At 57.6% G+C, this 22,084-nt stretch carries 18 protein-coding genes; 11 read left to right on the forward strand and 7 right to left on the reverse strand.

The window, feature by feature from the left end; genetic code table 11:
* Window positions 1-146: 146 nt before the first annotated feature.
* Window positions 147-359 (forward strand): 50S ribosomal protein L31, encoded by a 213-nt coding sequence (rpmE, locus tag ACTJI7_RS15130; protein ID WP_003862040.1) that lies wholly within the window; start codon window positions 147-149, stop codon window positions 357-359.
* A 48-nt stretch (window positions 360-407) separates the two neighbouring features.
* Here the strand turns inward: rpmE and metJ are convergent, their stop codons facing one another.
* Entirely contained in the window at window positions 408-725 is a 318-nt protein-coding gene (metJ, locus tag ACTJI7_RS15135) for a met regulon transcriptional regulator MetJ (RefSeq protein ID WP_003862042.1), read from the reverse strand.
* Between the two features lie 275 nt (window positions 726-1,000).
* On the opposite strand from metJ, the gene metB reads away from it, so the two are divergent.
* From metB to katG, 4 genes are all read left to right on the forward strand, one after another.
* Window positions 1,001-2,161: a cystathionine gamma-synthase gene (gene metB, locus ACTJI7_RS15140; protein ID WP_021242813.1), complete on the forward strand. Its 1,161-nt coding sequence runs from the start codon at window positions 1,001-1,003 to the stop codon at window positions 2,159-2,161.
* 2 nt (window positions 2,162-2,163) lie between these two features.
* Window positions 2,164-4,596, forward strand: a complete 2,433-nt coding sequence (locus ACTJI7_RS15145) for a bifunctional aspartate kinase/homoserine dehydrogenase II (RefSeq protein ID WP_232949066.1) — start codon at window positions 2,164-2,166, stop codon at window positions 4,594-4,596.
* A 225-nt stretch (window positions 4,597-4,821) separates the two neighbouring features.
* Window positions 4,822-5,709: a methylenetetrahydrofolate reductase gene (metF, locus tag ACTJI7_RS15150; protein WP_028014835.1), complete on the forward strand. Its 888-nt coding sequence runs from the start codon at window positions 4,822-4,824 to the stop codon at window positions 5,707-5,709.
* A gap of 146 nt (window positions 5,710-5,855) precedes the next feature.
* Complete coding sequence (gene katG / locus ACTJI7_RS15155) at window positions 5,856-8,036, forward strand: catalase/peroxidase HPI (RefSeq protein WP_041911802.1); 2,181 nt, start codon at window positions 5,856-5,858, stop codon at window positions 8,034-8,036.
* A 91-nt stretch (window positions 8,037-8,127) separates the two neighbouring features.
* Here the strand turns inward: katG and gldA are convergent, their stop codons facing one another.
* The 5 genes from gldA to argE all read right to left on the reverse strand — a co-directional run bounded on the left by gldA (window position 8,128) and on the right by argE (window position 14,931).
* Entirely contained in the window at window positions 8,128-9,231 is a 1,104-nt protein-coding gene (gene gldA, locus ACTJI7_RS15160; protein WP_063155508.1) for a bifunctional L-1,2-propanediol dehydrogenase/glycerol dehydrogenase, read from the reverse strand.
* A 12-nt stretch (window positions 9,232-9,243) separates the two neighbouring features.
* Window positions 9,244-9,906, reverse strand: coding sequence for a fructose-6-phosphate aldolase (gene fsa / locus ACTJI7_RS15165; RefSeq protein WP_063155507.1), 663 nt, complete (start codon window positions 9,904-9,906; stop codon window positions 9,244-9,246).
* A 128-nt stretch (window positions 9,907-10,034) separates the two neighbouring features.
* Window positions 10,035-10,799, reverse strand: coding sequence for a helix-turn-helix domain-containing protein (locus ACTJI7_RS15170; protein WP_049138078.1), 765 nt, complete (start codon window positions 10,797-10,799; stop codon window positions 10,035-10,037).
* Window positions 10,800-10,856: 57 nt separating this feature from the next.
* The gene (ppc, locus tag ACTJI7_RS15175) at window positions 10,857-13,508 is read right to left on the reverse strand and encodes a phosphoenolpyruvate carboxylase (protein ID WP_041911805.1); all 2,652 of its coding nucleotides are present in this window, start codon (window positions 13,506-13,508) and stop codon (window positions 10,857-10,859) included.
* Between the two features lie 271 nt (window positions 13,509-13,779).
* Complete coding sequence (gene argE, locus ACTJI7_RS15180; RefSeq protein ID WP_328730270.1) at window positions 13,780-14,931, reverse strand: acetylornithine deacetylase; 1,152 nt, start codon at window positions 14,929-14,931, stop codon at window positions 13,780-13,782.
* A gap of 88 nt (window positions 14,932-15,019) precedes the next feature.
* Between argE and argC the strand changes: the two genes are divergently transcribed.
* The 4 genes from argC to oxyR all read left to right on the forward strand — a co-directional run bounded on the left by argC (window position 15,020) and on the right by oxyR (window position 19,470).
* Complete coding sequence (gene argC, locus ACTJI7_RS15185; RefSeq protein ID WP_048998224.1) at window positions 15,020-16,024, forward strand: N-acetyl-gamma-glutamyl-phosphate reductase; 1,005 nt, start codon at window positions 15,020-15,022, stop codon at window positions 16,022-16,024.
* A 6-nt stretch (window positions 16,025-16,030) separates the two neighbouring features.
* Complete coding sequence (gene argB, locus ACTJI7_RS15190) at window positions 16,031-16,807, forward strand: acetylglutamate kinase (protein ID WP_098946274.1); 777 nt, start codon at window positions 16,031-16,033, stop codon at window positions 16,805-16,807.
* A gap of 76 nt (window positions 16,808-16,883) precedes the next feature.
* Window positions 16,884-18,257, forward strand: a complete 1,374-nt coding sequence (argH, locus tag ACTJI7_RS15195) for an argininosuccinate lyase (protein WP_045260261.1) — start codon at window positions 16,884-16,886, stop codon at window positions 18,255-18,257.
* A gap of 295 nt (window positions 18,258-18,552) precedes the next feature.
* Entirely contained in the window at window positions 18,553-19,470 is a 918-nt protein-coding gene (gene oxyR / locus ACTJI7_RS15200) for a DNA-binding transcriptional regulator OxyR (RefSeq protein WP_025758848.1), read from the forward strand.
* Here the strand turns inward: oxyR and sthA are convergent.
* On the reverse strand, window positions 19,453-20,853 hold the full coding sequence (gene sthA / locus ACTJI7_RS15205) for a Si-specific NAD(P)(+) transhydrogenase (RefSeq protein ID WP_227442922.1): 1,401 nt from the start codon (window positions 20,851-20,853) through the stop codon (window positions 19,453-19,455). The genes oxyR and sthA overlap by 18 nt on opposite strands.
* Window positions 20,854-21,049: 196 nt before the next feature.
* Here sthA and fabR point away from each other — a divergent pair, with 196 nt between their 5' ends.
* Together fabR and ACTJI7_RS15215 are read left to right on the forward strand one after the other, a co-directional pair.
* Window positions 21,050-21,688, forward strand: a complete 639-nt coding sequence (gene fabR, locus ACTJI7_RS15210) for an HTH-type transcriptional repressor FabR (RefSeq protein WP_008501784.1) — start codon at window positions 21,050-21,052, stop codon at window positions 21,686-21,688.
* A 9-nt stretch (window positions 21,689-21,697) separates the two neighbouring features.
* A complete protein-coding gene (locus tag ACTJI7_RS15215) occupies window positions 21,698-22,057 on the forward strand; it encodes a YijD family membrane protein (protein WP_008501783.1) in 360 nt (119 codons plus the stop codon).
* Window positions 22,058-22,084: the final 27 nt, after the last annotated feature.

Consider the following 22,084-nt stretch of genomic DNA (forward strand, 5'->3'; position numbering starts at 1 on the left):
CGTGCGGATCAGTTTGCATACGTTGGTTAAATTCTGTATGATTCGCCGCCTTTGGTGTACTTTACGCCAAAGAACTTACATTCAACATCGCGTGGTGTCTGGCGTTAGGGCTGGAAGAGCGACGCGGCCTTAACTGAGGTTCTCCCATGAAAAAAGATATTCACCCGAAATACGAAATGATTACTGCAAACTGCTCTTGCGGTAACTCTATCCAGATCCGCTCTACCGTGGGTCACGATCTGAACCTGGACGTGTGCGGCAAATGCCACCCGTTCTACACTGGTAAGCAGCGTGATGTTGCAACCGGTGGCCGTGTTGACCGCTTCAACAAGCGTTTCAGCATCCCGGGCGCTAAATAAGTTTCCCGAAAAAAAGGCACCGCAAGGTGCCTTTTTTGTATCCGCTTCTCAGTATTCCCACGTCTCCGGGTCAATACCCAGTTCACGCATGATCACCTTCGCCTCTTCCGGGATTTCGTCGCTGCGCTCTTTGCGCAGATCGTCATCGTTCGGCAACGGTTGGCCGGTAAACGCATGCAGGAACGCTTCGCACAGCAGTTCGCTGTTGGTCGCGTGACGCAGGTTGTTCACCTGACGACGCGTACGTTCATCGGTGAGGATCTTCAACACCTTCAGAGGAATGGAAACCGTAATTTTCTTTACTTGCTCACTCTTCTTACCGTGCTCAGCGTATGGGCTGATATATTCGCCGCTCCATTCAGCCATGAGATACCTTTAATCCTCTCAGTCATTAATCTAAAGGTGCAAACCGGTCACTGCCCGTTTTGAACCGTAATCTTGCGTAGTTTACCGTAGAGACGATACCGTGGCACGGATATTGCCGCTGCAGCGTGCACTAAAGCATATAATTTTAACGGCTATTTGCGCATTGCTCAATCTATACGCAAAGAAGTTTAGATGTCCAGATGTATTGACGTCCATACTTTCAATGTTTACTCTGGTGGCTGACTTTTCACCTCATTCGCCAGGAAGCCCTCACCATGACGCGTAAACAGGCCACGATCGCAGTGCGTAGCGGATTAAATGATGACGAGCAGTACGGCTGCGTTGTCCCGCCCATTCATCTTTCCAGCACCTACAATTTCACCGGATTTAATGAACCGCGCGCGCATGACTACTCGCGTCGCGGCAACCCTACGCGTGATGTAACCCAGCGCGCGCTGGCGGAACTGGAAGGCGGCGCGGGTGCGGTATTAACCAATACCGGTATGTCTGCCATTCACCTGGTGACCACGGTGTTCCTGAAGCCTGGCGATCTGCTGGTTGCGCCGCACGACTGTTACGGCGGCAGCTATCGTCTGTTTGACAGCCTGGCAAAGCGCGGCTGCTACCGCGTTCTGTTTGTCGATCAAAACGACGAACAGGCGCTGAAACAGGCGCTGGCAGAGAAGCCGAAGCTGGTTCTGGTGGAAAGTCCAAGCAACCCATTGTTGCGCGTTGTCGACATTGCGAAAATTTGTCAGCTCGCAAGGGATGCGGGAGCGATAAGTGTAGTGGATAATACCTTCCTCAGTCCGGCCCTTCAGAACCCGTTAGCACTGGGTGCGGATCTGGTATTGCATTCATGCACTAAATATCTGAACGGCCATTCTGACGTGGTGGCGGGCGTGGTGATTGCAAAAGATCCCGACGTTGTCACGGAACTGGCATGGTGGGCTAATAATATCGGCGTCACCGCGGGCGCGTTCGACAGCTACCTGCTGTTGCGCGGCATCCGCACGCTGTCGCCGCGCATGGACGTGGCGCAGCGTAATGCCCAGGCGATTGTCGATTTCCTGAAAACCCAGCCGCTGGTGAAGAAGCTTTATCACCCGTCGCTGCCGGAAAACCAGGGGCATGAGATTGCCGCGCGCCAGCAGAAGGGATTTGGCGCGATGTTAAGTTTTGAACTGGACGGTGACGAGCAAACGCTGCGTCGCTTCCTGAGCGGGCTGTCATTGTTTACGCTGGCGGAATCCTTAGGTGGGGTTGAAAGCTTGATCTCCCACGCCGCGACCATGACACACGCAGGTATGGCACCGGAAGCACGTGCCGCCGCCGGGATTTCTGAGACGCTGCTGCGTATCTCGACCGGTATTGAAGATTCTGAAGATTTAATTGCCGATCTGGAAAATGGCTTCCGGGTCGCAGCCAAGGGGTAATCATGAGTGTGATAGCGCAGGCAGGGGCGAAGGGTCGTCAGCTGCACAAGTTTGGTGGTAGTAGTCTTGCTGATGTGAAATGTTATCTGCGCGTCGCAGGGATCATGACCGAATATTCACAGCCGGGTGACATGATGGTTGTCTCGGCGGCGGGCAGCACCACCAACCAGTTGATTAGCTGGCTGAAACTGAGCCAGACCGATCGCCTTTCTGCGCATCAGGTGCAACAGTCCTTACGTCGTTACCAGAGCGAGCTGATTGCCGGCCTGCTGCCTGCGGACGTGGCGGACGGGCTGATCAGCGCCTTCACGCATGACCTTGAGCGTCTGGCTGCCCTGCTGGACAGCGGGATTACCGACGCGGTGTATGCCGAAGTGGTGGGCCACGGTGAAGTGTGGTCCGCGCGCCTGATGGCCGCCGTACTGCAACACCAGGGCGTAGACGCGGCCTGGCTCGACGCGCGTGATTTCCTGCGTGCGGAACGCGCCGCGCAGCCGCAGGTGGACGAAGGGTTGTCCTATCCGCTGCTGCAACAGCTGCTGGTGCAGCATCCGGGCAAACGTATTGTCGTCACCGGCTTTATCAGCCGCAGCAACGCCGGTGAAACCGTGCTGCTGGGCCGTAACGGCTCGGACTACTCGGCAACGCAGATCGGTGCCCTGGCGGGCGTGTCCCGCGTTACCATCTGGAGCGACGTGGCCGGTGTCTACAGCGCGGACCCGCGTAAAGTGAAAGATGCCTGTCTGCTTCCGCTGCTGCGTCTCGACGAAGCGAGCGAGCTGGCGCGTCTGGCGGCACCGGTTCTGCACGCACGCACGCTGCAGCCGGTTTCCGGCAGCGATATTGACCTGCAGCTGCGCTGTAGCTATACGCCGGATCAGGGGTCTACCCGCATTGAGCGCGTGCTGGCGTCCGGCACGGGCGCGCGCATTGTCACCAGCCACGACGACATCTGCCTGATTGAGTTCCAGGTGCCTGCGGGCCAGGACTTCAGGCTGGCGCATAAAGATATCGACACAATCCTGAAACGTGCGCAGGTGCGTCCGCTGGCCGTTGGCGTGCATAACGATCGTCAGCTGCTGCAGTTCTGCTATACCGCCGAAGTGGCGGACAGCGCGCTGAAAATTCTCGACGAAGCGGGCCTGCCGGGCGAGCTTCGCCTGCGTCAGGGGCTGGCGCTGGTGGCGATGGTCGGCGCGGGCGTCACCCGTAACCCGCTGCACTGCCACCGCTTCTGGCAGCAGCTGAAGGGCCAGCCGGTAGAGTTCACCTGGCAGTCGGAAGAGGGCATCAGCCTGGTCGCCGTGCTGCGTAAAGGCCCAACCGAAAGCCTGATTCAGGGTCTGCACACCTCGCTGTTCCGCGCGGAAAAACGCATCGGCCTGGTGCTGTTTGGCAAGGGTAACATCGGTTCCCGCTGGCTGGAGCTGTTCGCCCGCGAACAGGTCACGCTTTCGGCGCGTACCGGGTTTGAATTTATTCTTGCGGGCGTGGTGGATAGCCGCCGCAGCCTGCTGAACTACGAAGGGCTGGACGCCAGCCGGGCGCTTGCCTTCTTTAACGATGAAGCGGTTGAGCAGGATGAAGAGTCGCTGTTCCTGTGGATGCGCGCGCACCCGTATGACGATCTGGTGGTGCTGGACGTCACCGCCAGCGAACAGCTTGCCGATCAGTATCTGGATTTCGCCAGCCACGGATTCCACGTCATCAGCGCCAACAAGCTGGCGGGGGCGAGCAGTACCGATAAATATCGTCAGATCCACGACGCGTTTGAAAAAACGGGCCGCCACTGGCTCTATAATGCCACCGTTGGCGCGGGCCTGCCGGTTAACCATACCGTGCGTGACCTGATTGAAAGCGGCGACAGCATTCTGGCGCTGAGCGGGATCTTCTCCGGCACGCTCTCCTGGCTGTTCCTGCAGTTTGACGGCACCGTACCGTTCACCGACCTGGTGGATCAGGCGTGGCAGCAGGGCTTAACCGAGCCCGATCCGCGCGTTGACCTCTCCGGTAAAGACGTGATGCGCAAGCTGGTGATCCTGGCGCGTGAAGCCGGTTATGACATCGAACCGGATTCCGTCCGCGTCGAATCGCTGGTGCCTGCGGGCTGCGAAGAAGGTTCTGTTGACCACTTCTTCGAAAACGGCGACGAGCTGAATGACCAGATGGTGCAGCGTCTGGAAGCGGCAAACGAGATGGGGCTGGTGCTGCGCTACGTGGCACGTTTCGAGGCGAACGGTAAGGCGCGTGTGGGTGTCGAGGCGGTGCGTCCTGACCATCCGCTGGCGGCCCTGCTGCCGTGCGATAACGTCTTCGCCATTGAAAGCCGCTGGTACCGCGATAACCCGCTGGTGATCCGCGGCCCGGGCGCGGGGCGCGATGTCACCGCTGGGGCTATCCAGTCCGATATTAACCGTCTGGCTAAGCTGCTGTAAAAAGTGAATTTCCCTCTCCCTGTGGGAGAGGGTTAGGGTGAGGGCATCAGACCGCGCTCACCCTCATCATGAACTCCCTTCATCTTCCCTGAGCAAACCTCACCGTTATTGTGATTATTTCTGTTGACGTCACGCCGCTTTTCCGTCATTTTTACATCTGGACGTCTAAACGTATAGAAGTTCACAACACAACAGACAATGACACGCGAAAGATAGAGGTAAGGTATGAGCTTTTTTCACGCCAACCAGCGGGAAGCACTGAATCAGAGCCTGGCCGAAGTAAATGGCCAGATTAACGTCTCTTTTGAATTTTTCCCGCCGCGCACCAGTGAAATGGAGCAAACCCTGTGGAGCTCTATCGATCGCCTGAGCAGCCTTAAGCCGAAGTTTGTCTCCGTGACCTACGGCGCTAACTCCGGCGAGCGCGACCGTACGCACAGCATTATTAAAGGCATCAAAGATCGTACCGGTCTGGAAGCAGCGCCGCATCTGACCTGTATTGACGCCACCCGCGATGAGCTGCGCGCCATTGCCCAGGACTACTGGAACAACGGGATTCGCCATATCGTTGCCCTGCGTGGCGATCTGCCGCCGGGAAGCGGCAAGCCGGACATGTACGCTACCGATCTGGTCGCGCTGCTGAAAAACGTTGCTGATTTTGATATCTCCGTGGCCGCCTACCCTGAAGTCCACCCGGAAGCGAAAAGCGCCCAGGCGGATTTGCTTAACCTGAAGCGTAAGGTGGAGGCCGGTGCCAACCGCGCCATCACCCAGTTCTTCTTTGACGTGGAAAGCTATCTGCGCTTCCGTGACCGCTGCGTCTCGGCAGGTATCGACGTCGAAATTATCCCGGGCATTCTGCCAGTCTCTAACTTCAAACAGGCGAAGAAATTCGCCGATATGACCAACGTTCGCATTCCGCTGTGGATGTCCAAAATGTACGAAGGGCTGGACGATGACGCGGAAACCCGCAAGCTGGTGGGGGCCAATATCGCGATGGACATGGTGAAGATCTTAAGCCGCGAAGGGGTGAAAGACTTCCACTTCTACACGCTTAACCGCGCGGAGATGAGCTACGCCATTTGTCATACGCTGGGCGTTCGTCCGGCGTAATCAGCAAAAAGCCCTCATAAAGCGAGGGCTTTTTAATCAGATAAAAAGTTAAAAGGTATTAACTATCGAATCTGTGGATTAATTCAACTATATCTTATTGCTAGTGGTGTATATCGTAACGGTATCACTGTAAAGGGAGCATAGCGATGAGCACGTCAGACGAGACCAATAACGCGGCATCCGCCGGCAAATGTCCGTTCCATCAGGGCGGCGTCGATCACAGCGCGGGCGCAGGTACCGGAAGCAAAGAGTGGTGGCCTAAACAACTCCGCATCGATCTTCTAAACCAACATTCCAATCGTTCGAACCCTCTGGGTGAAGACTTCGACTACCGCAAAGAATTCAGCAAGCTCGACTATTCCGCCCTCAAGGGCGATCTCAAAGCCCTGTTAACCGATTCTCAACCCTGGTGGCCTGCCGACTGGGGCAGCTACGCGGGTCTGTTTATTCGCATGGCCTGGCACGGGGCAGGTACTTACCGCTCCGTTGACGGACGCGGCGGTGCCGGACGCGGCCAACAGCGCTTTGCGCCGCTGAACTCCTGGCCTGATAACGTCAGCCTGGATAAAGCGCGCCGCCTGCTGTGGCCAATCAAGCAAAAATACGGACAAAAAATCTCCTGGGCCGACCTGTTTATCCTCGCGGGTAACGTGGCGCTGGAGAACTCCGGCTTCCGCACCTTTGGTTTTGGCGCCGGTCGTGAAGACGTCTGGGAACCGGATCTGGACGTGAACTGGGGTGATGAAAAAGCCTGGCTGACCCACCGTGACCCGGAAGCACTGGCGAAGCGCCCGCTGGCGGCCACCGAAATGGGGCTGATTTACGTGAACCCGGAAGGGCCAAACGCCAGCGGTGAACCGCTGTCTGCTGCGGCGGCGATCCGCGCCACCTTTGGCAACATGGGTATGAACGACGAAGAGACCGTCGCGCTGATTGCCGGCGGTCATACGCTCGGTAAAACCCACGGCGCGGGTGAAGCCACGCACGTAGGTACCGATCCGGAAGCCTCGCCGATTGAAGCGCAGGGCTTAGGCTGGGCCAGCACGCACGGCACCGGTATTGGCGCTGACGCCATCACCTCCGGGCTGGAAGTCATCTGGTCGCAAACTCCGACCCAGTGGAGCAACTACTTCTTCGAGAACCTGTTCAAATACGAATGGGTGCAGACCCGCAGCCCGGCAGGCGCGATTCAGTTTGAAGCCGTGGATGCGCCGGAAATCATGCCAGACCCGTTTGACCCGTCGAAAAAACGTAAGCCAACCATGCTGGTCACCGACCTGACGCTGCGTTTCGACCCGGAATTCGAGAAAATTTCCCGTCGCTTCCTGAACGATCCGCAGGCCTTTAACGAAGCCTTCGCGCGCGCGTGGTTCAAACTGACCCACCGTGATATGGGGCCAAAAGCGCGGTACATCGGCCCGGAAGTGCCGAAAGAAGATCTGATTTGGCAGGATCCGCTGCCTCAGCCGGTGTTCCATCCGACGCAGGAAGACATTGAAAGCCTGAAAGCGGAAATCGCGGCCTCTGGCCTCTCCGTGAGCGAGCTGGTTTCCGTGGCTTGGGCGTCTGCATCGACCTTCCGCGGCGGCGACAAGCGCGGCGGCGCCAACGGCGCGCGTCTGGCGCTGGCGCCTCAGCGCGACTGGGATGTAAACGCCGCGGCGGTACGTGCGTTACCGGCTCTGGAAGCTATTCAGCGCACCACCAATAAAGCCTCACTGGCGGATATCATCGTGCTGGCGGGCGTTGTGGGCGTTGAGCAGGCGGCGAAAGCCGCGGGCGTTTACGTCAACGTGCCGTTCACGCCGGGCCGTGTGGATGCTCGTCAGGATCAGACGGATATCGAGATGTTTAACCTGCTCGAACCGATTGCCGATGGCTTCCGCAATTACCGTGCGCAGGTGGATGTGTCCACGACGGAATCATTGCTGATTGATAAGGCCCAGCAGCTGACCCTGACCGCACCTGAGCTGACGGTGCTGATCGGCGGCCTGCGCGTGCTGGGCACGAACTTTGATGGCAGCAAGAATGGCGTATTCACCAGCCGCGAGGGCGTGCTGAGCAACGACTTCTTCGTGAACCTGCTGGATATGAATACCCAGTGGAAAGCGACCGACGATTCAAACGAGCTGTTTGCCGGTAGCGATCGCGCCAGCGGTGAAGTGAAATACACCGCGACCCGCGCCGACCTGGTCTTCGGTTCGAACGCCGTCCTGCGTGCGCTGGCCGAAGTTTATGCCAGCAGCGACGCACACGAGAAGTTTGTCCGTGACTTCGTTGCCGCATGGGCGAAGGTGATGGATTTGGATCGGTTTGACGTGAAGTAGCCATTGTGCCGGGTGGCGGCTACGCCTTACCCGGCCTACAAATTAAAGTGCCATGTAGGCCGGGTAAGCGCAGCGCCACCCGGCTTTTTTATTACTCCCACTCCTGCAGGAATCGCTGCCCATACTGGTCTGCCACCAGCAGCGCCGCATACACCTGATCCGGCGTGACGCCCCCCGGCATGTTGTGGATCGTTTCTCCTTCCGCACAAGAGGCTTCGGCAATCAGACGCATTTTGGCCGGAATATCCTCTTTGATGTTCAGCTGTGCCAGGGTGATCGGCAGCCCTACGCTGTGGCAAAGCGCCGCGACGGTCTCAATTTCTTCTACCGGCGCGTTTTCCAGCACCAGCTGCGTCAGCGTACTAAACGCCACTTTTTCCCCATGATAGAAGTGATGCGCGTCCGGCACCGCCGTCATGCCGTTATGAATAGCGTGTGCAGCCGCCAGCCCGCCACTTTCAAAGCCGACGCCGCTGAGATAGGTGTTGGCTTCGATAATGCGTTCCAGCGCAGGCGTTACCACATGCTGTTCCGCCGCCAGCATCGCTTTTTCACCCTCTTCAACCAGCGTGTTGTAGCACAGCTCGGCGAGCGCTAATGCCGCCTGTGTGCATTTACCCCCGGCCATGGTGGTCGCGCCGCTGCGCGAGCAGGCGCGTGCTTCAAACCAGGTCGCCAGCGCGTCGCCAATCCCGGCGGCCAGCAGACGTGCAGGCGCACCTGCTACCACTTTCGTATCCACAATGACCATGTTCGGGTTGTGCGGCAGCATCAGGTAGCGATCGAACTCGCCGCTGTCGGTGTAAATAACGGAAAGGGCGCTGCACGGCGCGTCGGTGGAAGCGATAGTCGGCGCAATGGCGACCGGCACGTCCATAAAGTGAGCCAGCGCTTTCGCGGTATCAAGCGTTTTACCGCCACCAATCCCCAGTACTGCCAGGCAGTCGGCGCTGTCGGCCAACTTTTTCAGGCGATCGATTTCATTTTGCGAACATTCGCCGCCAAACGGCGCGATTTCGGCATGCAGTTCGGCTTTTTTAAAACTCTGGCGCAGGGTGTCTTCGGCAAAACCCAGCACAAACTTATCGCCGACGATCAGCCAGCGGTTTGCCAGGGGTTTCAGATAGTCGCCGAGACGGGTCAGCACATCCGCGCCCTGGATATATTTCCCCGGCGATTGAATGATACGGTCCATAACAGTTCTCCCTTAGAGATTGAGGTTACCAAACGCGTTTTTCCAGTCCTGCTCGAACTTTTCTATGGCCGACTCTACCGCTGGGGTACCGAGCATTTGTTGCGCTACGTCTAAGGGGAGCGTGATTGCCTCGCATCCGGCCAGCAGGCAGTCCAGCGCCTGACGCGGTGTTTTAAAGCTGGCAGCCAGCATCATGCTTTCCGGCGCATGCAATTCCAGCAGGGACTGCAGCTCCTGTACCATGTCAATACCGTCGCCGCCCTGTGCGTCGACGCGGTTGACGTACGGCGCAACGTATTTCGCGCCTGCCAGCGCGGCCAGTAAACCCTGAGCGGCGCTGTAAACGGCGGTGCCCAACGTGGTAATACCCTCTCTTTTCAGCCCTTTAATGGCGATAAGCCCCTGCGCGGTGACCGGAATTTTCACCACAATACCCGGGATGGCGTTACTCAGGCGTTTGGCCTCCGCCACCATGCCTTCGGCGTCGCGGCTCATGGTTTGAGCAAACAGCGTACCGTTCGGCCCGACGGCTTTTTGCAGCCGCGGCAGCACGTCCCAGATGGATTCACGGCTGGCGGCAATGATGCTTGGATTTGTGGTGACGCCCGCTATGGGAAAAATGCGCGCCAGGCGCTCAACTTCCGCCACGTTGGCGGTATCCAGGTACAGTTCCATTATTTTTCCTTAAGTCAGAAAGGTTGAATAAAGGATAAGGCCCGGCTGAGTGCGGCGGATACAGGTCAATTTTGCCAAATACTGGACAAATGTAATGTCCTTAGCGAAGTGCGATAGCGATCACAATGCTATTTTTTGGCGATAAGCTGGCTGTGATACTGGCGACGATATTCGGAAGGGGAACGCTCGGTGTGCTTGCGAAAGAGGCGACAAAAGTAGTTGCTGTCAGGAAATCCGCAGCGTGCGGCAATATCTTTAATTTTGAGATCGTAGCCTTTCAGCAGCTGGCGTGCATGTTCCAGCCGCGTTTGCGTCAGATACTCGTTGAACCCCACGTGGCCGATCTTCTGAAAGAGATGGGAAAGGTAATTCGGCGAGATGTAGAACGCCTGTGCCACGGATTCGCGCGTTAACGAAGAGGCGTAATTTTCTTCGATATAGCTACGAACGGCTTCGAATAGCGCCCGGCTGCGGTTAGCGGTGTGGATGTCACTGCCAAGCAGATCCCCGCAGTGGCTGAGCAAGCTTAATACCACCAGCATGGCTGTGTCTTGCTCGTCTGGCTGCATCTGTAATTCGGTGAGCGCTTGCAGAAGAAAAGCACCCGTTCGCGGGCCACGCCGGGGAACCTGCAGCTGCTGCAAAAGCGCGTTGTCACGCTGTAAATCGAGAGTCAGCTGCTGCTTACCGAAATGTATGCTCAGGGCGTTAGGCGGTGGAAGCGTGATGTGTCCAAAGGATGAAAATATCGCCTCACAGGGGGGAGCAAGGGTAATGACGAGGCAGGGAGATGTTCGGGGATGCTGTTCAGCCAGCGCCGAGAAATGAATCTGGCCCAGCGGTAACGTACGGTTCACCAGGTCAGCCAAAATTCGGGTGATATCGGAATACATGAGAAGACTACCGAAACGTGCCGGGCGGCGCTAAAAACGCCTGCCCGGCATAAAGCATTACCCAGTGTTACGCATACCCGCCGCAACGCCCGCAATCGTCACCATCAGCGCCTGTTCAACGCGAGGATCCGGCTCTTTACCTTCCTCTTCCGCCAGGCGGGAACGGTGCAGCAGTTCAGCCTGTAAAACGTTCAGCGGGTCGGTGTAGATGTTACGCAGCTGGATTGACTCGGCGATCCACGGCAGGTCCGCCATCAGGTGCGAGTCGTTGGCGATGTCCAGCACCACTTTGATGTCGCCTTCCAGCAGTTCGCGCAGTTCTTTACCCAACGCCCACAGCTCTGGTTTCACCAGCCGCTGGTCGTAGTATTCCGCCAGCCACAGGTCGGCCTTCGAGAAGACCATCTCCAGCATGCCCAGACGGGTAGAGAAGAAGGGCCAGTCGCGGCACATGGTTTCCAGTTCGTTCTGTTTGCCGTCTTCCACCACTTTTTGCAGCGCGGCACCGGCACCCAGCCAGGCGGGCAGCATCAGGCGATTCTGCGTCCAGGCGAAGATCCATGGAATGGCGCGCAAGGATTCAACGCCACCGGTCGGGCGACGCTTTGCAGGACGCGAGCCCAGCGGCAGTTTACCCAGCTCCTGCTCAGGCGTGGCTGAACGGAAGTAAGGCACGAAGTCTTTGTTTTCACGCACGTAGCCGCGGTACAGATCGCAGGAGATGTCTGACAGCTCGTCCATGATGCGGCACCAGGATTCTTTTGGCTCCGGCGGTGGCAGCAGGTTCGCTTCCAGGATCGCGCTGGTATAGAGCGACAGGCTGCTGATGGTCACTTCCGGCAGGCCGTACTTGAAGCGGATCATCTCGCCCTGCTCGGTCACGCGCAGGCCGCCTTTCAGGCTTCCCGGCGGCTGTGACAGCAGTGCTGCGTGAGCAGGTGCGCCACCGCGGCCAATGGAGCCTCCGCGACCGTGGAACAGGGTCAGCTCAATACCGGCTTTCTCGCAGGTTTTGATCAGCGCATCCTGAGCCTGATACTGCGCCCAGGACGCCGCCATCACGCCCGCATCTTTCGCGGAGTCGGAATAGCCAATCATTACCATCTGTTTGCCCTGAATAAAGCCGCGATACCAGTCGATGTTAAGCAGCTGGGTCATGACGTCGTTGGCGTTGTTCAGGTCGTCGAGGGTCTCAAACAGCGGGGCGACTGGCAGGGCGTAGTCGATGCCCGCTTCTTTCAGCAGAAGATGAACGCCCAGCACGTCGGACGGGGTTTTCGCCATAGAGATCACGTAGGCGGCCACCGATCCTTTCGGCGCATCGACGATCGCTTTACAGGTGTTGAGCACCTCGCGGGTGTCGTTGCTTGGCTCCCAGTTGCGCGGCAGCAGAGGGCGCTTGGAGTTCAATTCGCGGATCAGGAACGCCTGCTTGTCGGCTTCTGACCAGCTTTCATAGTCGCCGATGCCGAGATAGCGGGTCAGCTCGCCCAGGGCTTCAGTATGGCGGGTACTTTCCTGACGCACGTCGATACGCACCAGCGGTACGCCGAAACACTTCACACGGCGCAGGGTATCAAGCAGTTCGCCGTTGGCGATGATGCCCATGCCACAGGCCTGGAGTGATTTATAGCAGGCGTACAGCGGCTCCCAGAGCTGTTCGTTCTGGCTCAGCAGACCTTCCGGCTTCGGCAGGCGCTGGCCTTTAAGGCGCGCTTCCAGCCACGCCTGGGTGGCCATCAGCTGACCGCGCAGCTTTTTCATCAGGAAACGGTACGGCTCGCTGGCACCTTCTTCACCGGCCAGCGCGCGCAGTTCCGGCGTCGCTTCAACCATCGACAGCTCGGAGATCAGCACCTGAATATCCTTCAGGAACAGGTCGGTCGCTTTCCAGCGGCTCAGCAGCAGGACGTGACGGGTGATTTCCGCGGTCACGTTCGGGTTGCCGTCGCGGTCACCGCCCATCCAGGAGGTGAAGCGCACCGGCACAAAGTCTACCGGCAGACGATAGCCCAGGTTTTCTTCCAGCTGTTCGTTCAGCTCGCGCAGGTAGTTTGGTACCCCTTCCCACAGGCTGTTTTCCACCACCGCAAAGCCCCATTTGGCTTCGTCGACCGGGCTTGGGCGATGCTTACGAATTTCATCGGTATGCCAGGACTGGGCAATCAGCTGGCGCAGACGGCGCATCAGCTGGTTGCGCTCGTAGTCGGCAATGTCTTTGTTATCCAGCTGCTTCAGGCAGCTGTTTACTTCCACCATCTTGTGGATCAGCGTACGACGGGTGATTTCGGTTGGGTGTGCGGTCAGCACCAGCTCCAGCGAAAGGGACTCCACCGCTTTTTTGATGGTGGCTTCGTTGAGGTCTGGCTGGTCTTTCAGTTTACGAAGGGTGCGGGCAATGACTTCCGGGTTGCTGGCCGCTTCGCCGTTTGGCGAAATGCTGTGGTATTGCTCAGCGGTGTTTGCCAGGTTCAGGAACTGGCTGAAGGCGCGGGCAACGGGCAGCAGCTCATCGTTAGAGAGGTTCTGCAAGGTGGTGAGCAGCTCCTGACGACTGGCCTCGTTACCGGCACGGGAAGATTTGGACAGCTTGCGGATGGTTTCAACGCGGTCGAGGATGTTCTCCCCTAATGCGTCTTTGATGGTATCTCCAAGCACTTTGCCGAGCATGCTGACATTACTACGCAACGCGGAATATTGTTCGTTCATAAAAACCCAGTCACCCCATCATTTTTGTTTATGCCCAGGCGAAAATCTTCTGGACATTATTTTGTCATCTCCCTTTATAAAGCCACGTAAAACCCCCGTCGTCAATTGCTGCGAAAACGGTTCAGCAAACGAATAAATGCGGGCAATTTACGAAATTTAATTCGCATTGCGTCAGATAAGAGATGCTTATGGAAATGTGACGGTGATCATGCGATTTGTTGCCCTCACCCTAACCCTCTCCCACAGGGAGAGGGGACTTTTCGGTGCGGTTTTAATGCCAGCAGAAGTGATGCACAACCTGGGTAATCAGCTCGCGGGTGGGCTTGATGAAGCGGGTTTCAAGATATTCATCCGGCTGGTGGGCCTGATTAATGGAGCCAGGGCCGAGGACCAGCGTCGGGCAAAGCGTTTGAATAAAAGGCGCTTCGGTGCAGTAGTTCACCACGTCGGTTCTCTCGCCGAGCAGTTTTTCCACCACCTGAACCAGCTGATGGTCTGGCGGGCATTCGTAGCCCGGGATTGGCGGATGCAGTTCGGAGACCGTCAGGCGTCCCGGCCAGCGCTCGCTCACCGGGGCCAGCGCTTCGTTCAGCAGGCCATCCAGATCGCTCAGCGTCATGCCCGGCAGCGGACGGATATCCATATGCAGTTCGCAGCAGGCGCAGATGCGGTTGGACGCATCGCCGCCGTGCAGGCTACCGAGGTTCAGCGTCGGATACGGCACGGTGAATGCCTCGTAGTGATACCGCTCTTTCAAATCGTCGCGCAGGGTCATAATGCGGCCAATGGCGTCGTGCATCAGCTCAATGGCGTTCACGCCGCGCGCCGGATCGCTGGAGTGACCGGACTGGCCCAGCACGCGCACCGCGGTAGAAATATGGCCTTTGTGCGCACGAATCGGCTGCAGAGAGGTCGGTTCACCGATGATCGCGCAGTCCGGACGAATCGACGTGTTTTCAGAGAAATAACGTGCGCCCGCCATGCTGGTCTCTTCATCGGCGGTTGCCAGAATGTAGAGCGGTTTTTTCAGCTTCGTCACGTCCACGTCACGCAGCGCGTCGAGGATAAAGGCGAAGAAGCCTTTCATGTCGGCGGTGCCCAGACCGTAGAGCTTGTTGTCATGCTCGGTCAGGGTGAACGGATCGCGCGTCCAGCGGCCATCGTCAAACGGTACGGTGTCGGTATGGCCGGCCAGCAGCAGGCCGCCCGCGCCGGTTCCGGTGCTGGCGAGCAGGTTAAATTTGTGGCGAGTACCGGGGACGGGTTGAACCTCAACGTTAAACCCAAGATCGCTAAACCAACCCGCCAGCAGATTGATTAAAGACTCATTGCTCTGATCCAGCGCTTCTTCGGTCGCACTGATGGACGGTGTGGCAATCAGGGCGCGGTAGATCTCGATAAATGGCGGTAAGTTCATTTTCATTGTTGACACACCTTAGGTCGTGATAGTATCAATATTCATGCAATAAATGTGAATAAAAATACATTAACGTTGAGCATAAAGGAACCCGATGTTGAATACGCTGATTGTAGGCGCTAGCGGTTATGCGGGCGCAGAGCTTGTAAGCTACGTAAATCGCCACCCTCATATGACCATAACCGCTTTGACCGTGTCAGCGCAAAGCAATGATGCAGGAAAGTTAATTTCCGATTTGCATCCGCAGCTTAAGGGCATTGTCGATCTGCCGCTGCAGCCGATGTCTGACATCAGCGAGTTTACCGACGGCGTCGACGTGGTGTTTTTAGCCACCGCGCACGAGGTCAGCCACGACCTTGCGCCGCAGTTCCTGGCGGCCGGCTGCGTGGTGTTTGACCTCTCCGGCGCGTTCCGCGTTAACGACGGCGCGTTCTACGAAAAATATTACGGCTTCACTCATCAGCATCCGGATCTGCTTGAAAAAGCGGTGTACGGCCTGGCGGAGTGGAGTGCGGATAAACTGAAAGAAGCGGACCTGATTGCCGTTCCGGGCTGCTACCCGACGGCGGCGCAGCTCTCCCTGAAGCCGCTGATCGACGCCGGTCTGCTGGATCTGAGCCAGTGGCCGGTGATCAACGCCACCAGCGGCGTGAGCGGTGCGGGGCGCAAGGCCGCTATCTCCAACAGCTTCTGCGAAGTGAGCCTTCAGCCGTATGGCGTGTTTAATCACCGCCATCATCCTGAAATCACCACCCATCTGGGCGCGGAGGTGATTTTTACCCCGCACCTGGGCAGCTTCCCGCGTGGGATCCTCGAAACCATCACCTGCCGCCTGAAGTCGGGCGTGACCAAAGAGCAGGTGAGCGAGGCCTTCACGCAGGCGTATGCGGATAAGCCGTTGGTGCGTCTGTACGACAAAGGCGTGCCGGCGCTTAAAAACGTGGTTGGCCTGCCGTTCTGCGATATCGGCTTTGCCGTACAGGGCGAGCATCTGATTGTGGTCGCCGCAGAAGATAACTTACTCAAAGGCGCTGCCGCACAGGCAATGCAGTGTGCAAATATTCGTTTCGGCTTCCCTGAAACGCAGGCTCTTATTTAAGGTGTGATGATGAACCCATTAATTATCAAACTCGGTGGTGTACTGCTGGACAGCGAAGAAGCGCTGGAGCGCCTGTTTACCGCGCTGGTGAATTATCGCGAATCGCACCAGCGTCCGCTGGTGATTGTGCACGGTGGCGGCTGCGTGGTGGATGAGCTGATGAAAGGGCTGAATCTGCCGGTGAAAAAGAAAAATGGCCTGCGCGTCACGCCTGCTGACCAGATTGACATCATTACCGGCGCGCTGGCGGGCACGGCGAACAAAACGCTGCTGGCATGGGCGAAGAAACACCATATTGCGTCCGTTGGCCTCTACCTGGGCGACGGTGACAGCGTAAAAGTGACCCAGCTCGACGAAGAGCTCGGCCATGTTGGACTGGCGCAGCCAGGTTCGCCTAAGCTGATTAACACCCTGCTGGAAGGCGGTTTCCTGCCGGTGGTGAGCTCTATCGGCGTGACCGAAGAGGGCGAGCTGATGAACGTTAACGCGGACCAGGCGGCAACCGCGCTGGCGGCCACGCTGGGCGCGGACCTGATCCTGCTCTCCGACGTGAGCGGCATTCTTGACGGTAAAGGCCAGCGCATAGCGGAAATGACCGCCGCCAAAGCCGAGCAGCTGATCGCTCAGGGCATTATTACCGACGGCATGATCGTCAAAGTGAACGCTGCGCTGGATGCGGCGCGCACGCTGGGCCGCCCGGTGGATATCGCCTCCTGGCGTCACGCGGAGCAGCTCCCGGCGCTGTTTAACGGCACGCCGATTGGCACGCGTATTTTAGCGTAAGTTTTTTATTGAATGACCGTAGGTCGGGGTAAGCGAAGCGCCACCCGGCGGAACTAACGAATAAAGGAACGATGTTATGGCACTTTGGGGTGGGCGTTTTACACAGGCAGCGGATCAGCGGTTCAAACAGTTCAACGACTCTTTGCGCTTCGACTACCGCCTGGCCGAACAGGATATTGTCGGCTCTGTGGCCTGGTCCAAAGCGCTGGTGACCGTTGGCGTACTGACCGCAGACGAACAGCAGCAGCTGGAAGAGGCGCTGAATAACCTGCTGGAAGAGGTGCGTCTGGATCCGCAGCAAATCCTGCAGAGCGATGCCGAAGATATTCACAGCTGGGTGGAAGGCAAGCTGATCGACAAAGTCGGCCAGCTGGGTAAAAAGCTGCACACCGGCCGTAGCCGTAACGACCAGGTCGCCACCGACCTGAAGCTGTGGTGTAAAGAGACCGTTGGCGAACTGCTGGCAGCCAACCGTCAGCTTCAAAGTGCGCTGGTAGAGACCGCGCAGAACAATCAGGACGCGGTGATGCCGGGTTATACCCACCTGCAGCGCGCGCAGCCGGTGACCTTTGCGCACTGGTGTCTGGCCTACGTTGAGATGCTGGCGCGTGACGAAAGCCGTCTGCAGGATACCCTGAAGCGTCTGGACGTCAGCCCGCTGGGCAGCGGTGCGCTGGCCGGTACGGCGTATGAAATCGACCGCGAGCAGCTGGCAGGATGGCTGGGCTTTGCCTCCGCCACCCGTAACAGCCTGGACAGCGTATCTGACCGTGACCACGTGCTGGAGCTGCTCTCCAATGCCTCTATCGGGATGGTGCATCTTTCGCGCTTTGCCGAAGACCTGATCTTCTTTAACTCTGGCGAAGCGGGCTTCGTTGAGCTGTCCGACCGCGTGACCTCAGGCTCATCCCTGATGCCGCAGAAGAAAAACCCGGACGCGCTGGAGCTGATCCGCGGCAAGTGCGGTCGCGTGCAGGGCGCGCTGACCGGTATGATGATGACCCTGAAAGGGCTGCCGCTGGCGTATAACAAAGATATGCAGGAAGACAAGGAAGGGCTGTTCGACGCGCTCGACACCTGGCTTGACTGCCTGCACATGGGCGCGCTGGTGCTGGACGGCATTCAGGTGAAACGTCCGCGCTGCCAGGAAGCGGCGCAGCAGGGCTATGCCAACTCTACTGAACTGGCGGACTACCTTGTCGCGAAGGGCGTACCGTTCCGCGAGGCGCACCATATTGTGGGCGAAGCGGTGGTGGAAGCGATTCGTCAGGGTAAACCGCTGGAAGATCTGGCGCTTGCCGACCTGCAAAAATTCAGCGCGGCGATCGGGGAGGATGTGTACCCGATTCTGGCGCTGCAGTCCTGCCTGGATAAACGTGCGGCGAAAGGCGGCGTGTCGCCGAAGCAGGTGGCGCAGGCGATTGCGGATGCGAAAAACCGCCTGATTTGATACCTGAAACGTCGGGTGGCGGCTTCGCCTTACCCGACCTACAAAACCCCAGCCCAACCCTGAGTTGGGCTTTTTTACGCAAAAAAAAAGCGGACCACGGGGTCCGCAAAAGTTCACGTTGGCTTTAGTTGTTCGAGTTTTGAGAGAAACTCGCTGACGGTGCGGGGACGTCAAGGGTCAAACACGTGCCGCCTCGTCTATGTGGCGTATTATTCAACAGAATGCTTGATAGGGATAATCGTTCATTGCTATGCTATCTATCGCCATGAACTATCGTGGCGACGGAGGATGAATAATGAATATTCGTGATCTTGAATACCTGGTAGCGTTAGCCGAGCATCGTCACTTTCGCCGCGCGGCAGATTCCTGCCACGTCAGCCAGCCCACGCTGAGCGGGCAGATCCGCAAGCTGGAAGACGAGCTGGGCGTGATGCTGCTGGAGCGCACCAGCCGTAAGGTGCTGTTCACCCAGGCCGGTCTTCTGCTGGTGGATCAGGCGCGCACCGTGCTGCGCGAGGTCAAAGTGCTCAAGGAAATGGCAAGCCAGCAGGGAGAGGCCATGTCCGGCCCGCTGCATATTGGCCTGATCCCAACCGTTGGCCCGTACCTGTTACCGCACATCATTCCGATGCTGCACCAGACGTTCCCGAAACTCGAAATGTACCTGCACGAAGCGCAAACCCATCAGCTGCTGGCGCAGCTGGACAGCGGCAAGCTCGACTGCGCCATTCTGGCGCTGGTAAAAGAGAGCGAAGCGTTTATTGAAGTACCGCTGTTCGATGAGCCGATGATGCTGGCGATCTATGAAGATCACCCGTGGGCGAACCGCGATCGCGTGCCGATGGCCGATCTGGCCGGGGAAAAGCTGCTGATGCTGGAAGACGGTCACTGCCTGCGCGATCAGGCGATGGGCTTCTGCTTCGAAGCGGGCGCTGACGAAGATACCCACTTCCGCGCAACCAGTCTGGAAACGCTGCGTAATATGGTGGCGGCGGGAAGCGGTATTACGTTGCTGCCTGCGCTGGCCGTGCCACGCGAGCGTAAGCGTGATGGCGTGGTGTACCTGCCGTGCATTAAGCCGGAGCCGCGTCGCACCATTGGTCTGGTTTATCGTCCGGGGTCACCGCTGCGCAGCCGCTATGAGCAGCTGGCAGAGGCCATCCGCGGTGCGATGGATGGCCATTTCGACAGCGCGTTAAAACAGGCGGTTTAAGCCGTTCAGCGCGGCTACCCGATAGGCTTCTGCCATGGTCGGGTAGTTAAAGGTGGTGTTAACGAAGTACTCAATGGTGTTACCACCGCCTTTCTGCTCCATGATTGCCTGGCCGATATGAATGATTTCCGCCGCGCGTTCACCAAAGCAGTGAATCCCGAGGATCTCTTTCGTCTCGCGATGGAACAGAATTTTCAGCGTACCTACGCTCATCCCCACGATCTGCGCCCGCGCCAGATGTTTAAACTGGGCACGACCTACCTCGTAAGGCACCTTCATTGACGTCAGCTGCTGTTCGGTTTTCCCGACAGAACTGATTTCCGGAATGGTGTAGATCCCCGTCGGAATATCTTCGATCAGATGCGCCGTCGCTTCACCCTTCACCAGCGCCTGAGCGGCAATGCGGCCCTGATCGTAAGCGGCGGAGGCCAGGCTCGGATAGCCAATTACGTCGCCCACCGCGTATACGTGCGGCAGCGCGGTCTGATACATGCTGTTGACCTTCAGCTGACCGCGGCTGTCTGTTTCAAGCCCAATATTTTTCAGCCGCAGTGAATCGGTATTGCCGGTACGGCCGTTGGCGTACAGCAGGCAGTCGGCTTTCAGCTTCTTACCGGACTTCAGGTGCATGATCACACCGTCATCGCAGCCTTCTATTTTCTCGTATTCTTCGTTGTGACGAATCACCACGCCGCTGTTCCAGAAGTGGTAGGAGAGGGAGTCTGACATTTCCTGATCGAGGAACGCCAGCAGGCGATCGCGGGTGTTAATCAGGTCAACTTTGACATCCATTCCGCGGAAGATCGACGCGTATTCGCAGCCGATGACCCCTGCGCCATAGATAATGACGTGGCGGGGTTCATGATGCAGGCTCAGAATGGAGTCGCTGTCGTAGACGCGCGGGTGTGAGAAGTCGACGTCGGCCGGATGGTAAGGGCGTGAACCGCAGGCAATCACAAATTTTTCAGCGGTGATCGTCTCAATCGAACCGTCGTGGCATTCGAGTGCCAGGGTGTGTTCATCCACAAAATGCGCGTTGCCCTGCAGGATTTCACAATGGTTACGCTCATAAAAGCCCTGACGCATGCGCGTCTGCTGGTTAATGACGGTATCCGCGTGATTCAGGATGTCGGCAAAGGAGGAACGAAGAAGTCGGGAGTGGTCGCTGTAAAGAGGGTTCTGGTTAAATTCGATAATGCGGCTAACGGCGTGGCGGAGGGCTTTCGATGGGATGGTGCCCCAGTGGGTGCAACCGCCGCCGACATTATGGTAGCGCTCGATGACCGCTACTCTGGCTCCCTGTTTCACCAGACCCATAGCAGCACCTTCGCCGCCGGGGCCGGAACCAATAACTATTGCGTCGTAATCGTAGGAATGTGGCATGGCAAGGCTTACCTGTTCTTATACATAAAAGCAACAGAATCATAACATCATTGCCAGGGTAACCCAATTATCGTTGTGCTTTTTTCCGGCAGTGGAGCACAAACCGCACGTAAACAATCATTCACAAAGCTGAGCAAACAGATTAATTTTATTCTCTGGTATAGTGCCATCAGGCCTTTGGAAGGATTCAACTATCGTGATGGGCGTAAGAGCACAACAAAAAGAGAAAACCCGGCGTTCGCTGGTGGAAGCCGCATTCAGTCAACTGAGTGCTGAGCGGAGTTTTGCCAGTTTGAGCCTGCGCGAAGTCGCACGCGAGGCCGGGATTGCGCCAACGTCCTTCTATCGTCACTTCCGTGATGTGGATGAACTGGGCCTGACCATGGTCGACGAGAGCGGTTTGATGCTGCGCCAGCTGATGCGCCAGGCGCGTCAGCGTATCGCCAAAGGCGGCAGCGTGATCCGCACCTCCGTGTCGACGTTTATGGAATTTATCGGCAATAACCCCAACGCGTTTCGTCTGCTTTTGCGCGAGCGTTCGGGCACATCGGCAGCGTTTCGTGCCGCCGTCGCGCGGGAAATTCAGCACTTCATCGCGGAACTTGCCGACTATCTTGAACTCGAAAACCATATGCCGCGTGCCTTTACTGAAGCACAGGCCGAGGCGATGGTGACGATTGTGTTCAGCGCGGGTGCCGAAGCGCTGGACGTCAGCATTGAACAACGCAAGCAGCTTGAAGAGCGACTGGTATTGCAGCTCAGGATGATCTCCAAAGGCGCGTACTACTGGTATCGCCGTGAACAAGAGAAACTGGCACATCAAACCGAAGAGTGAAGGTGAGTAATGAAACAGTCAGGTCAGGATAAAGGGACGCTGTTGCTGGCATTGATCGCTGGCTTATCCATTAATGGTACGTTCGCCGCTATTTTTAGCTCCATCGTGCCATTTTCGATTTTCCCGCTTATTGCGCTGGTGCTGACGGTCTACTGCCTGCATCAGCGTTACCTGAACCGTACGATGCCGGTTGGGTTACCGGGGCTGGCCGCTGCCTGTTTTATTCTGGGCGTATTGCTGTATAGCACCGTGGTGCGCGCGGAGTATCCGGATATCGGCTCTAACTTCTTCCCTGCGGTACTGTCCGTGGCGCTGGTGTTCTGGATTGGCTCGCGCATGCGTAGCCGCAAGAGCCAACTGCCAGAGTAATGAGGTCTGAGTAGGGCAGGTAAGCGA

The organism is Enterobacter sp. 22499, from assembly GCF_052044815.1.
Lineage (GTDB): Bacteria > Pseudomonadota > Gammaproteobacteria > Enterobacterales > Enterobacteriaceae > Enterobacter > Enterobacter bugandensis.